Here is a 14,288-nt window from a genome sequence, read left to right as displayed (position 1 = left end):
CGTTACCTCCTAATCAGCCGTGCAACAGTAACTTGCATACCATCGTTAACAATTTGATATAGATAGTCAGCCGTTTTTTCCGTCAAATTATTAACTTGATTCAGATCCTGCCCCCAAATAGCAGCATTTTCTAAAACAGTTTTTACTACAGCGATGATACTTTCCTGGCTGCCATCAAATGCTTTCCAGGTCTCCCCAAAGAATTCCAATACCGGCACATCGTCTTTCATCACAAATTCGCCTTTTTCCCGTTTTGCCTGCATACCATTGTCTGCCACTTTCCCATCCTTGTACACAGCAATCAGCGCCGCTAATGAAAAGGTCAGTTTTTCAGGCAATACACCATGGAGATGCTGATATTCTATAATGGAGGGCAAAACTCTGGCCTTAAATTTCGATGAAGAATTGAGTAAAATGCTGATCAGATAATGTCTGATGTATGGGTTCTGAAAACGTTCGATTACGGAATCTGCAAATTCAGTCAGCATTTTTTTATCCAAATGAATGGAGGGAATAATCTCATCAGAAACAATCTGTCTCACATATTTCCCTAACACTTCATGATCCATCATTTCTCCGACTTCTTCCAGCCCATATAAAAATGCTGCCGGAACAGAAGCGGTATGAGCTCCATTTAAAATGCGTACTTTTCGTGTACGATAGGGCGTCATATCCTCAGTCCAAATGACATTAAGACCAACTTCTGCAAAGGGCAGCCGCTTTGCCAATTCCTGTGGTCCTTCGATTACCCAAAGGTGAAAGAGCTCACCTGTGTTAATTAATTGATCACTATAACCCAGTTTCGTTTCAAGAGTTGTTATTTCATCTTTTGGATAACCTGTTACCACTCGATCCACTAACGAATTAAGGAAATAATTATGATTGCAGACCCATGATTTAAATTCTTTCGGCAAGCTCCAGGCATCACAAAGTGTAAGGATAACTTCTTTTAGATTATCACCATTACGATCAATCAGTTCGCAAGGAATGATGACCATGCCTTTATCCGGGTTCCCCTGAAAATACTGAAAGCGGTGATACAAATAGGCAGCCAGCTTACCAGGAAAAGAACTTGGCGGCTTATGATCCAAACGATCATTTTCATCATAAGCAATGCCCGCCTCGGTCGTATTTGAAATCACAAACTCAATAGCAGGGTTCTCCGCACACTTAAGATAAGCATCCCAATCCGTATAGGGATTAATTCCTCTGCTGATTGAACTGATAATCTCTTTTTGCTCTACGGGATGTCCGTCTTGCAAGCCCCTCAGCAATAGAGTATACAGACCATCCTGTTCATTTAATTTGCCGGCTAGTCCTTGGGCAATTGGCTGCACCACCACCACCCTGCCATTAAACTTGCCCTGCTTATTAAGCTGATGAATCATCCAATCAACAAACGCTCTTAGAAAATTGCCTTCACCAAATTGGATCACCCTTTCTGGTAAATTGCTTGAGTTGATTTGCGCTGCAGCATCTTCTGGCAAAAAGAAATCACTGCGCAAAAGCTCCCCATTTAATTTTTTCATAGATTCCCCTCTCTTCTTTTTCAGTGCCCTCTCGGAAAACAACCATAGATAGCCGTAAACAGGCAAAGGATGAGCATAAATATAAGCGTAGGTTAAGTATAACGGCGAAGCGTTAGTTATGCTCATCCTTTGCCGTCCTAAATGAGACTTTCCGAGAGGCTACTTTCTAAATAGATTGTTAAGATTGTCAAAAACATTTTCATCTTATCAATCTACTCTACTTCTACGACTACCTTCTTATGCAAATACCATGCCAAGACTGTCACCCCTTGATTACCCAAGATTCTGATTATTAGAGAATAAAAGATAGATGCATAAAGCAACATTTGTTGTTGCTTTATGCATCTATCTTTTATTTATTATCGATTCTGTTTTTGAATCTTTCGCCATAAAGTAGTGCGGTTTATGCCTAAGCGGCTGGCTGCCCGAGTATAGTTAAAATTTTCTTCCCGCAATATTTGTTCAATGGCTTCCTTCTCCATCTCTTCCAAATTACCATATTCACCAGATAAAGAATCTGCCTGGTGAATAGCTGCCTGGACAGGTAAAATACTCTTAATATCTTCAGCGGTAACTACTTCATTATCCGATAGCAGCAAGGCTCTTTCCATAAGATTGGCCAATTCCCGCACATTCCCCGGCCAAGAAAGCTTTTCTAAAATTACCAGCGCCTCAGGAGCAATCCCTTTCACCCCCGGATTTAGCTGCTTCAACTTGCGGTAAAAGTACTCCACCAGCATAGGGATATCTCCTTTACGATCTCTAAGGGGCGGCAAATAAAGACGTAAAATATCGAGACGATAATATAAATCTTCCCGAAACTGCTTTTTTGCAACCAATTCAGCCATATCCTGATTCGTAGCTGCAATCACCCTTACATCTACAGGAATGACACGATCCCCGCCTAAACGCATAACTTCTTTTTCCTGCAGCACCCGCAGCAGCCGTGCTTGCAGGGCTAAGGGCATTTCTCCGATTTCATCCAGAAACATCGTACCGCCATGGGCCAGTTCAAATAACCCCTGTTTACCGCCTTTCTTTGCTCCCGTAAATGCCCCTTCTTCATACCCCAATAACTCACTCTCCAGCAGATTTTCAGGTAAAGCAGCACAATTAACAGCAACAAAAGGACTCTTCTCACGAGAACTGAGATTATGTATACTCTGAGCAAACATTTCCTTGCCAGTACCAGACTCACCAGTGATCAAAACGGTGGAACTAGACATGGCATAACGGTGCGCTTGCCTTTTAGCGGCCTCCAGTGCCGGCGAAGAACCAACAATTTGCTTTAGACTTACTTTGGCCACCAACCCCTTTGAGTGCAGCTTTTGTCGTATCGCCTGCTCAAAGCGCTGTAGTTGAGTAACATCCTGAAAACTAGCGATTGCACCAACTACTTCATCCTTGATCTTAATCGGTATTCGCTTCGTCGCTAATTCCTTATTTCCCAGATGCTGAACTTCCCCCATTTCCGCTACCCCATTATCAAGAACTGCCGGCAAACGAGTATTGGGTATCACCTCACTTACTGAGCGCCCAACAGCCATTGCCTGTGACACTTGAAAAATATCACAGGCTGCAGGATTAAAAAAGGTGATGCGGGCTGCTTTATCTACAGCAACAATCCCATCTGTAGATGAATTCACAATAGCTTGCAAAAGCTCGGCCCGTTCTTGCTCGCGACGACGAACTTCCGCTACCAATTCAGCCTCTTTGATGGCTTTATAGATTGCATCTTTACCAGTTCCGATTACATAACCGCCTAATCCGATCTGGCGGGCAAGCTCAACTGAATTTGCATCACCGATAACTACTTTAATGCCTTCACTGGCAGCGAAAGCAATTCTTTCCGCCGTTTCTGCCTTGTTTTCCAGGGCAATAACCCGTACCGATATGCCCAATAACTCAGCCAGTGTCTCACACTCATAAATAACATTCCGAAATCCAGCTACACCGATTACACCTAAGCTTACTCCTACCTGTTTGATCGTACGCAGAATGTCAAGAGCAGTGACCTGTATCTGCACCACTGGCACGGAAACTTGTTCAGCAATTAATAAAGCAGTACCACCGCGGCTAATTAAGACCTCTGCCCCCCGCTCCATGGCAAGCCGTGCTTGTTCCAGACCAGCCTGGGAATCACCAAGGGCAACATCAACGTTCCCGTGCCATTCAGGGTCACGTTCTAAAATAACTTCATCAGCCAGCTTCTTCATACTGGCAAATGGAGCAATCAGACAAATTTTATAATCCATATTTCCCCTCCATTCGGGATTCATTTCATAGAAATCTTTATTGTATTTCTCTGCAGAATCCAGAACTCCTGTAAACAAAATATTTTGTAAGTTGACACTACCTACTAACTTTGATACAATAGTCAAAATTTATATAGGAAGGCGGCAGTAAACAATGGCATTCTATTATAAGGAAGTTTCCCGAACCTTTAGCGAATATCTTCTTGTGCCTAATCTTACAAGAAAAGATTGTATCCCCAGCAAAGTGAATTTAAAAACACCTATTGTAAAATTTAAAAGAGATGAGCAGCCACCAATAGAAATCAATATTCCTTTTGTTTCTGCAATCATGCAATCTGTATCCGATGACAATCTCGCCATCGCTCTTTCTAAATGTGGAGGCTTATCTTTTATTTTTGGCTCCCAGCCTATTGAAGAGCAGGCAGAGATGGTGAGCAGAGTAAAGAATTTCAAAGCCGGCTTCGTAGTTAGCAATGCCAATCTATCACCAGAACAAACCTTAAAAGACGTTGTAGAATTAAAATCAAAATTAGGACATGCCACCATTGCCATTACAGAGGATGGAACACTTAACTCTAAATTAGTGGGAATCGTTACTAGCAGAGACTATCGAATGAGTCGGGATTCTTTAGACAGGAAAATCAAAGAATTCATGACACCATTTTCAAAACTCATCGTTAGTTCCATTCATACCACTCTTAAAGAAGCCAATGATATTATCTGGGAGCATAAGCTGAATTGTCTTCCCATCATTAACGACCAGCAGCAATTGGTGTACTTTGTCTTCCGAAAAGATTATGAGGATCACAAAGAAAATCCCCTGCAGCTTTTAGACTCTGAAAAAAGATATATGGTGGGCGCAGGTATTAATACAAGAGATTATAAAGATCGAGTACCTGCATTAGTTAAGGCTGGAGTCGATGTATTATGTGTAGATTCTTCCGACGGCTTTAGCGAATGGCAGGCAGAAACCATAAAATATATAAAAGAAGAATATAAGGATACGGTTAAAATCGGCGGTGGAAACGTAGTCGACAAAGAAGGATTCATGTACTTCGTAGAAGCCGGTGCAGATTTTGTAAAGGTTGGAATCGGCGGAGGTTCTATCTGTATTACAAGGGAAACCAAAGGAATTGGCAGAGGACAGGCTTCTGCCGTAATTGAGGTTGCACAGGCAAGAGATGATTATTTCAAAGAAACAGGCATCTACATTCCAATCTGTTCCGACGGCGGAGTCGTACATGACTATCACACGGTATTAGCTTTAGCTATGGGCGCTGACTTTATTATGATGGGAAGATATTTTGCAAGATTCGATGAAAGCCCTGCTCCCAAAACAAAGCTTGGCAATAATTACGTGAAAGAATATTGGGGCGAAGGCTCAAAGCGTGCTCGTAACTGGGAGCGGTATGACCTTGGAGAAGGCAGCAATCTTAAATTTGAAGAAGGCGTGGACAGCTATGTACCCTATGCAGGAAAACTGAAAGATAACATTGATGTTACCTTAAGCAAAATAAAATCAACTATGTGCAGCTGCGGTGCCATATCCATTAAAGAACTGCAAAGAGTTGCAAGAATAACCATCGTTTCCTCTACCAGCATTGTAGAAGGCGGAGCCCATGATGTAATACTAAAAGAAAACAACTACTAAATAGCAGTAAAAAAACTTTTGAACCGCGAAGACGCGATGAATTCGAAGATCACGAAGGGATATCATGTTTACTTCGTGACCTTCCTACTCTTCGCGTCTTCGCGATTTAAAATGCTTTTTCTCTGAATCCACCTGTCGCTAGGTTCGCAATTATAAAGGGGTAAAGAAAGACGGTTTGAAACGCGGTAAAGACGCGGGGACGGTGGATGTGTCTTATATAGATTCCCAAATATATTGAAACATATAAGACACTACCACCATCCCCTTGTCTTGTTAGTGATATTTTCTGGTAACCCTATAGCCTCATTGCCTGTCTGAATTGCCTTGGTGTGCAGCCATTTACCTGTTTAAACACCGCTGTAAATTTACTAGCATTTTGATAACCAACCCGTTCTGCAATATTTTGAATGCTTAAAGCATCGTCCGATAACATCCTCAATGCATGTTTCATCCTGGCTTGTTGGATATATTCGCTAATCGTTACCTGATAATATAATTTAAAACACTGGCGCAATTTGGTAGTCCCCATCTCAGCAAGAGCAGCAAGCTGCTTAATATGCAGCGGAGTAATAAAATTTCGATCCAGCTCCTCCTTAACTCGTACAACATATTGTCGATTCTGATAATTCAAGTAACTAGAGCGATCTTGCTTCATGATTTTCCAGTGCCATTCATCCTGAACATTGCGCATAATAAGCGCCAGCAGCTCAATGACCTTACACTCAAAATAAAGGAGCGGTAAACGCCTTGCCCGCGTTTCAAGCTTGATCTGATCCATAAGTAATATGACTTCAGGCATATTATAGTGGGGCGGCAGCCAACGCAAAGCGTCCCTCAATGAAAAAGTCTGCTGCCTAAATACCCGATATTCATTTTCTTGCAAAGCACTTTCTGGGGCAATAATGCCAAATCCCTGTGGTCGGTCTTTCAGCCAGCCGGCAATCAAATCTTCAAATGCCAGCACACTGGTATAGCACAATGGTTCAGCATTGCTGAAAATCAGCTTAAATGGGCGCCCTCGGTTAACTAACACATGTACGCCTTCCGTCAATATCCAGGCCTTTTTCCCTTGCTCAATGACCGTAATTTCACCACGCTCCAAGGAACAAATCCAAAGTCCGGTTTGCTGGATTCGATATTCCCGAGCAACTGGTTCCAATAATGTAAAATAGGCACTGGTAACAAACAGTCCCTTTGCGGCTTGAATGTCAACCAGCCAGCTATCCCCATGTTCCGGCGGCAGAAAATATTTTACCCAATGCTGCTCCCACCTGAGAATGTTTACACAGCCCAGCTGAGCTGCGAGTCCCGCATTACCCGACCAATACTCATCCGTATCCGTAGCCCACCCCTCCTTGACCCCTCTGTGTATCCCTATCATAGCATGAGCCTGTCATAAATAGAGGATTACTTTTCCCTCTAAATAGCCAAAGTACTGCTCTAAATCAACGGCAAATTTATTTGCATAGCTTCCTGTATATGATATTTATTCTCACTCCATTGTTCTTTTCCCTGCTTTACAACCTATCTTTTCTTCTCGATTCCGTCCATTGACGTTCTCAAGCCAGCCTTGCTATAATACCAACAAGCCCGGGGTGATTACGATCATACATTGACGTCAATACTGTTAGCTAACGTAAATCCATATTATTTTCTGATTCACTACGCAAAGTGTTAAAAGATAATCATTATCGTTTAACACTTAAAAATAATAACTTTTTTGTCCCAAGAGGAAGGAGTCGACAGTATGAAACGCTCATTAACCCGCAATAAAAAGCGGCTGCTCTATGCCTTGCTCTGTGGCAGCCTATTCTGGCAAACGCCCCTTATCACTCATGCCGCCGAAGAAGCGGCAACCTTAGAGCAGCATGAATTTTCTTTGGAAGGCGTGGAAGTAACGGCGAGCCGAAAGCATATAAGCACTCTACCGCCAGTCTATGCCGGCGGGCTGATCGCCCGTGGCAGCCAGGTGGGTATACTTGGCAATAAGGATTTTCTGGATACTCCTTTTAATATCACCAGCTATACTGCCGAATTCATTGAAAACCAGCAGGCCAGAAGTCTAGCCGGAGTAGTTGCCAGTGATGCATCGGTACGCTCCAATGCAACCTCAACCTATCAGGAAACTTGGACAGTTCGCGGACTTGCGCTAGGTAACGCAGATGTTGGATTTAACGGTTTATACGGCATTGTGCCAACATTTTCTTCCGGAACTGAGTTTGTGGAGCGGGTCGAATTGCTGAAAGGTCCTACTGCTCTCCTGAACGGCATGTCACCCTTCGGCAGCATTGGAGGAAGTATTAATCTGATCGCCAAGCGAGCTGGCGAAGAACCTGTGACTAAGCTGACCACCAGTTACAACGGTGACAGCCAGTTGGGCGGTCACCTGGATATCGGTCGCCGCTTCGGCAAAGATCAACAATTCGGCGTACGCTTTAACGGTGTTCACCGCAATGGTGACACACGATTTGACGGAGAGTCGGAGAAGTTCAGCGCCGCCACTCTCGGTCTGGATATGCGCGGCCAGCGTTTTCGCGCTTCCGCCGATTTCGGCTATCAGCAACGAAATATTGATGCCCCGACAAGTTCCCTAACTCTAGCAGATGGTCTATCTATACCCACTGTTCCCAAAAACACTTTTAATTTCAACCCGCCTTGGACCTATGTAAACAGCAAAGATACCTTTGGCGTTATTCATGGCGAGTTTGATCTAAACCAAGACTGGACAGTATTCGCCTCAGCTGGCGCTCGACAAAACGACTTGGATTACATCTTTGGTTTTACTGAGATGACCAACAGCCTTGGCGACCTTACTACCTCCATTGCCTCGTATCCTATCAAATCGAAAACACATACCCAAGAAATCGGGCTCCGCGGCCAGCTTACCACTGGCTCCCTCCGGCATCAATTGGCGCTAAGCAGTACTCGGCTCCACATTGATCGGGATCATCTCATAAACTGGAATATTGGCGAATATTCGTCAAATCTGTACCACCCATTCTGGGGAATCCGACCGGATATTCCTGCCATTGGCAAGATACCGAAAGCATCGGATACCACCTTATCCAGTGTAGTACTGAGTGATACGCTGTCTACCCCAGATGATCGGCTGCAACTGACGCTGGGCTTTCGCCGTCAACAAGTCGAAGTAGATAGTTTCTCCAGCACCAACGGAGCCAAAACTAGTAGTTACCACGAAAGCGCCACCACTCCAGCAGTAGGATTAATAGTGAAAATTAGACCCAATTTTTCTTTTTATGGCAACTATATCGAAGGATTACAACAAGGGCCAACCGCGCCGGATACAGCAGTCAACGCTGGTGAAGTCTTTGCACCTTATAAATCAAAACAATATGAAGCTGGTGTAAAACTGGATGCCGGTACTTTCGCCACTACCTTGAGCACTTTCCAAATCAAACAACCAAGCGGACTGACCGATCCGATCACTCACATCTATAGCTTGAACGGCAAAAAGCGCAATCGTGGTCTGGAGCTAAATATCTTTGGTGAACCCGTAAAAGGCACTCGACTGCAGGGCGGTTTCATGCTGATGGACAGCAAACTCCTGAGCACTGCCAACGGCACTTTTGACGGTAATACCTCCGTGGGAACGCCGCGCTGGACAGCCACCTTAGGTGCCGAGTGGGATACCCCCTTCCAACCGGGATTGACGTTAACAGCGCAGGCGATATACAATGGATCGCAATATCTAAACAATGCCAATACTCTTAAAGTTGCTCCCTGGACCCGCTTTGACGTAGGTGCCCGCTATACCTTCAAACAAGGCGGTACGCCAGTGACCGTGCGGGCCACGGTAGCCAATGTTTTCAATAAACGTCACTGGATAGGAACTACTGGAGGTTATTTGGCCATCGGTGCACCACGCACGCTGCTGCTTTCCGCAACCATGGAATTATAATACCTGCAAAAAACATCCCTCCGTTATCAAAACGGGGGATGTTTTTCCATTTTTTCAGTATGAATCGGACAGCCTCGTCCGGCAGTAATCAAATACGTCTTCTGGCTTTTGCATGAGCAGGAATAGAAGCAAGGGATGATTCCTTTGCTTCTTTTGCTTTCTACCTGCGAACCGGCTCCCATGCTAACGACTGCATTATGAGCTTTACGGCATCACAGAATCCTTGATTATAATAGATTTCTCCTGCAAGAGTTTCTTTCTTCGTAAAGTTCTCCTGCATTTTGTCCACAATTTCTATGCCCTCTTTCGGCAAGATTTCCAATAACCTTTTTTTCAACTGATCATTTGCCTGCTCTGCCTGATAATACCCTTCTGAAACATTCTCTAAGCATCTTAGCTCTTCTGCATCATGCATGTGTCTTAACCCTCGCGCAGCTGTTTCAAAAATCCTCATCGCAATAACTCCTTTGCAGTAAGGTACAACTTGCAATGATTGAATATCACTCTATATTCCCCCATTTTGGCTGTGTGAGGATGCAAGCCACCCTTGTGGGAACATCCAGCAACAGCCTTATTAATGGGGAAATTAAAAAGCGCATGCCAGGTTTTTTTATAACCTACACATGCGCTATTGTTGCGTCGTTTGTATCCATATCCTATAACCCGGCTGGAGTACCACAAAGACATCGCAGAAAATCCCCCTTTATGAATAAAGGTTCCTGCCGAAATTACAGCCTGTTACTGGATAGGACAAATCGATGACTCAATACAGCCGCTAGCCTCTGCCAAAACTACATTCTCTATGATACCGCCTCGAACATACCTTTGCTTGTAATCAAGAAACGTTCACGGTATAATAAATCTGTCGTCGTGGACAGTTTAGCTGTTACGTGTAGGTGCCAACACACCTGCTCGTGCCTGAGAGTGGTGAGACACTCTTAGGACACGGCGACTTTTTAATTTCCACCTATTACTAATTATAGTACTTTTTGTTGGGATTGCAAGCATCTATTTCACATTTGATGCGCTATACCATTTCTTTCGCATTCTTCGCTATTATGTAAAGACTGGGTTTTCAGCTTTACTCGCCCCCTTGGATACTGACGAGTTTTCCTTGCTTCTTTCTCAATTTAGAACAAAGGTGTTGTCAATAACCCCGTCCCCTCGACATTCCCAAAGAACTGCAAAGAGTTGCAAGAATAACCATCGTTTCCTCTACCAGCATTGTAGAAGGCGGAGCCCATGATGTAATACTAAAAGAAAACAACTACTAAAATAGCCGTAAAAAAACTTTTGAACCGCGAAGACGCGATGAATTCGAAGATCACGAAGGGATATCATGTTTACTTCGTGACCTTCCTACTCTTCGCGTCTTCGCGATTTAAAATGCTTTTTCTCTGAATCCACCTGTCATTGCGAGCAGCAGCGAAGCAATCTCTTTCCAAGGAGGGGATTGCTTCGCTAGCACTCGCAATGACAGACCGAGCAAAAATAAAACGATTGAACAGCCAAAATGCAAAAAGGATATCATGTTTTACTTCGCGATCTTCCTACTCTTCGTATCTTCGCGTTTCAAAATATTTTTTACTCCTCAAATAACATCTTACACAATATCTATGTATTGCATATTTTCCCTTCAATTCTAGCGGCCAAACAGCAGCAGCAGCCCGCCAAATATGGGTACGGCTACCATGGAAATCTTTAAAATAAATGGATCTAAGCGTCTGGTAAATTTTGCGCCAATGTAAGCGCCAACAATCAGCCCTATGGTTACTTTAAACAGCAGCAGTACATCCAAGTGACCAGCTGTTAAATAGCCCAAGCCGCCCAATAATGCAATCGGCAGAATGACAAGCATGGTTGTACCCGCCGACTGGTGGATAGACATATGAAAGAAGACCAATAAGCCAATTTGAATAAACGGAGTAGCACCAATTCCAAAGGTTCCCGATAAAACCCCTGTAACAAGACCAAGACCGGAGGCCGTTAACCAGAAAGATATTCCAGTAGGACCAGCTTCACTTTCACTTTGTGCAAAAATTCCCTTATTAGCAAAAAAGATTCTTAACCAAAGCAAAAGAGCTGATAGCAGCAGCATACAGGCCGTCATCCACTTAAGCTCTTTCGCCGGCAAACCAGCTGCAATCTGCGCTCCAATAAAAGCACCTATAGCACCAAAGATACCAATTGCTGCGCCATTTTTCACCACCACATTCCCTTCTCGAAAATGGCTGTATGCACCCGATATCATAGTAAAAATCATAGCGCTAAGAGACGTTCCCAAAGCAGTGTGTATAGGAATACCGAATACTACGGTTAAAACCGCTATCACCACACCGGCACCCCCGGCACCAATAAAACCAAGTAATAACCCTAATGCAAACATTACAAGAACAATCAGCATAATTTTAGACTCCTTAGTTGCTTATTATTTCTTTAATTTATCATTAAATAGAAAATTCCTGCACAATTTTCCTAAATGATAATTTGCTGCATTATATAATCTTCAAAAACAATTAAGCAAAAATTCCCAGTTATCAGACAAATAAGACCACAATTTGTTTTAATACAAAAGTGATCTTATTTTATCATGAATTTTATAAAGTTACATCATACTGCCTATCAGCGGAAGGGGCGCTCCAGCGGATCTTCAACAGGCTCAACAATCGTTGAAACAATTAACAGGCAAATCATTGAACCAACAGCCATTGAGACAAATACCGCATTCCAGCTGAATTTATCCAAAATGATTCCGACAATAAGAGGAAAACAAGCTCCGCCAAGCTGGCCGCCCGTGTTAACAATCCCCCACGCAATTGGATAATTTTCTTTATCAACCCGTCCCATAGGATAGCAGGCAAAAGCCGAATATCCTAAGCTAAAGAACACGCCTGTAATAAAGAGCAGCATCGCCAGCAAAACAGGATCATTAGGCGCATGCACCAATGAATACATCATCAAACTTGCGGAAAAGGCGGTAACCATCATCAATGGCTTACGGCGCTTATTTAAATATTTATCCGATAACCAGCCACCAAGAAAATTACCTACTACTGTCCCGGCAAAAGGTGATGCCGCAACAAAAGCAGTTTTCATAATCGCGAATTTTTTTATAGTAACCAAGTATGTCGGCAGCCAAGACATCATAATGCTGGAAATACCAATAATAAAGAAATACCCCAGTGCTGCACCGTATATATCCCAGGAACGAAACACCTGCTTAGAACTATTGAGGGGTATAACCTTTTTTGCACGAACTATTTTATCCAGCCACCAAAGTTTGTATTCTTTATTTCGCTCCGCCTTCGCTACAGCCGTTTCTTCTGTTTGAATATATTGAAGTTCTGACGCTGAAACAAATTTGCTTTCTCCCGGCTGACTTCTGACCATTAGATACCAGAATATCGACAATAACACTCCTGGTATCATGAAGAATAGAAAAATTTCTCGCCAGCCAAAGGTCATAATAATCCAAGCACATAATGGAGGAACAATCAGAGGGCCGACTTTAGATCCCGCCAAGAATATTCCCGTAGCCGTTCCCTTTTCTTTTGCAGGAAACCAATTGTTGATCGTCGCTGTGCAGCCAATCACAACAGGAGACTCTGCCAACCCCACCATTGTACGAAGAATTTTGAGATGAAAGGCAGAGTCTACAACTCCCATCATTCCTGTAAAGGCAGAAGTTAAAAACATGCCCGCAGTAAACATTTTGCGAATACCAAATCGGCTCGTCAAAAATCCCGAAGGGATTTGCCCAAGGGAATATCCGATAAAAAATAAACTAATAAGAGCTCCCGCCTCCGTATTGCTCATGGCAAACTCTTCGCGGATATAGGGCAGAGCAAAACCGATATTTGCCCTGTCAGCATTGGCAACTGTATAGATTACAAAGATAAACATCATCACCCACCAGCGGTAATTTGTCATTTTTCCCATAGTCTTTTTTGCTGCGGTAGCGTTTTTTTCAGCTAGGGTCATTATGAATCCTCCTTTTATAATTGCACCAACTGCATTTTTTTATATATCGTCATATTGACGGGCATATGCCATGTGCCCCGTCAATACATCTTGAATTTTTTCTCGCACCATTTGAACCACGGCTAAATATCGTTCCAAATCAATACCAGTAGAGATCCCCATACCATGAAACATATTTACCAAATCTTCTGTAGCTGTATTGCCAGCAGCTCCCGGAGCAAAGGGGCATCCGCCCAAACCGCCGATGGAAGACTCAAATATGGTAATGCCAGCATCCAGACCCGCCAGCGTATTGGCAAGCCCCATACCACGAGTATCATGAAGGTGCAGACCAAAAGAAACATCGGAGAATCTATTTTTCACAGTTCTTGCCCGCTCATATACCTGCTTAGGATGGGCAACTCCAATGGTATCGCATAAAACTACTGACTGCACACCAATTTGCAGCGCTGACTCAATCAGGCTAACAACCATTTCATCGTCTACCTTTCCCCCAAGAGGGCAGCCGAAGGCTGTTGCAACATCCAGCCTCACTGCCAGCTCTGGTACTTGGGTAACAATCTTTTGAAGATCTTCCAACGACTGTTCTCTTGTTCGATTTATATTCGCAAGATTATGCTGTTCACTTGCTGATATCACATAGGTTACTTCCCTAATGCCGCACTCATAGGCTTTTTTTGCCCCTGTTAAATTAGGGATAAGAGCGAGTCCCCGAAAGGTATCTCCCGCCGCCTGAGCAGCTGCTTTTGCGATCTGGGCCGCATCCACCATCTGAGGAATCGCCTTAGGATGAACAAAAGACGTCACTTCCATAGCCTGCACTCCCGCAGCGATTATACCATCTATTACCTGCTGCTTCACCTTAGTTTCAATAAAAGTTTTAATATTTTGAAAACCATCCCGAGGACCAACCTCAACGATCTGAACTTGTTTAGGAAACGCTAACATATCCT

General features: G+C 43.5%; 9 protein-coding genes. 2 read left to right on the top strand and 7 right to left on the bottom strand.

Translation table 11 applies throughout. The features are described from left to right. Positions 1 to 2: 2 nt before the first annotated feature. Together FR7_RS05125 and FR7_RS05120 are read right to left on the bottom strand one after the other, a co-directional pair. A complete protein-coding gene (locus tag FR7_RS05125) occupies positions 3 to 1,529 on the bottom strand; it encodes a tagaturonate reductase (protein WP_007931702.1) in 1,527 nt (508 codons plus the stop codon). 359 nt (positions 1,530 to 1,888) lie between these two features. Beyond that, positions 1,889 to 3,784: a sigma-54-dependent Fis family transcriptional regulator gene (locus FR7_RS05120; RefSeq protein WP_007932184.1), complete on the bottom strand. Its 1,896-nt coding sequence runs from the start codon at positions 3,782 to 3,784 to the stop codon at positions 1,889 to 1,891. A 154-nt stretch (positions 3,785 to 3,938) separates the two neighbouring features. Between FR7_RS05120 and FR7_RS05115 the strand changes: the two genes are divergently transcribed. Beyond that, entirely contained in the window at positions 3,939 to 5,435 is a 1,497-nt protein-coding gene (locus FR7_RS05115; protein WP_007932185.1) for an IMP dehydrogenase, read from the top strand. Between the two features lie 295 nt (positions 5,436 to 5,730). Here FR7_RS05115 and FR7_RS05110 read toward each other — a convergent pair whose 3' ends face one another. Beyond that, entirely contained in the window at positions 5,731 to 6,816 is a 1,086-nt protein-coding gene (locus FR7_RS05110) for a helix-turn-helix transcriptional regulator (protein ID WP_007932186.1), read from the bottom strand. Positions 6,817 to 7,182: 366 nt separating this feature from the next. On the opposite strand from FR7_RS05110, the gene FR7_RS05105 reads away from it, so the two are divergent. Next, on the top strand, positions 7,183 to 9,354 hold the full coding sequence (locus FR7_RS05105; RefSeq protein ID WP_007932187.1) for a TonB-dependent receptor: 2,172 nt from the start codon (positions 7,183 to 7,185) through the stop codon (positions 9,352 to 9,354). 160 nt (positions 9,355 to 9,514) lie between these two features. On the opposite strand, the gene FR7_RS05100 is transcribed toward FR7_RS05105, so the two are convergent. From FR7_RS05100 to FR7_RS05080, 4 genes are all read right to left on the bottom strand, one after another. After that, entirely contained in the window at positions 9,515 to 9,808 is a 294-nt protein-coding gene (locus FR7_RS05100) for a hypothetical protein (protein ID WP_064448906.1), read from the bottom strand. A 1,188-nt stretch (positions 9,809 to 10,996) separates the two neighbouring features. Beyond that, entirely contained in the window at positions 10,997 to 11,758 is a 762-nt protein-coding gene (locus FR7_RS05090; protein WP_007932196.1) for a sulfite exporter TauE/SafE family protein, read from the bottom strand. A 218-nt stretch (positions 11,759 to 11,976) separates the two neighbouring features. Further along, on the bottom strand, positions 11,977 to 13,335 hold the full coding sequence (locus FR7_RS05085; protein WP_007932198.1) for an MFS transporter: 1,359 nt from the start codon (positions 13,333 to 13,335) through the stop codon (positions 11,977 to 11,979). Between the two features lie 39 nt (positions 13,336 to 13,374). Continuing rightward, complete coding sequence (locus tag FR7_RS05080; RefSeq protein WP_007932200.1) at positions 13,375 to 14,283, bottom strand: hydroxymethylglutaryl-CoA lyase; 909 nt, start codon at positions 14,281 to 14,283, stop codon at positions 13,375 to 13,377. Positions 14,284 to 14,288 lie beyond the last annotated feature (5 nt).

The sequence above is a fragment of the Pelosinus fermentans DSM 17108 genome, assembly GCF_000271485.2.
Taxonomy (GTDB): Bacteria; Bacillota; Negativicutes; order DSM-13327; family DSM-13327; genus Pelosinus; species Pelosinus fermentans.
This window is presented reverse-complemented; position numbering and strand designations above follow the sequence as displayed.

Excerpts from the sequence above, each read along its gene's own strand:
- FR7_RS05125 (WP_007931702.1), bottom strand. The coding sequence starts at position 1,529 with ATGAAAAAATTAAATGGGGAGCTTTTGCGCAGTGATTTCTTTTTGCCA.
- FR7_RS05120 (WP_007932184.1), bottom strand. The coding sequence starts at position 3,784 with ATGGATTATAAAATTTGTCTGATTGCTCCATTTGCCAGTATGAAGAAG.
- FR7_RS05115 (WP_007932185.1), top strand. The coding sequence starts at position 3,939 with ATGGCATTCTATTATAAGGAAGTTTCCCGAACCTTTAGCGAATATCTT.
- FR7_RS05110 (WP_007932186.1), bottom strand. The coding sequence starts at position 6,816 with ATGATAGGGATACACAGAGGGGTCAAGGAGGGGTGGGCTACGGATACG.
- FR7_RS05105 (WP_007932187.1), top strand. The coding sequence starts at position 7,183 with ATGAAACGCTCATTAACCCGCAATAAAAAGCGGCTGCTCTATGCCTTG.
- FR7_RS05100 (WP_064448906.1), bottom strand. The coding sequence starts at position 9,808 with ATGAGGATTTTTGAAACAGCTGCGCGAGGGTTAAGACACATGCATGAT.
- FR7_RS05090 (WP_007932196.1), bottom strand. The coding sequence starts at position 11,758 with ATGCTGATTGTTCTTGTAATGTTTGCATTAGGGTTATTACTTGGTTTT.
- FR7_RS05085 (WP_007932198.1), bottom strand. The coding sequence starts at position 13,335 with ATGACCCTAGCTGAAAAAAACGCTACCGCAGCAAAAAAGACTATGGGA.
- FR7_RS05080 (WP_007932200.1), bottom strand. The coding sequence starts at position 14,283 with ATGTTAGCGTTTCCTAAACAAGTTCAGATCGTTGAGGTTGGTCCTCGG.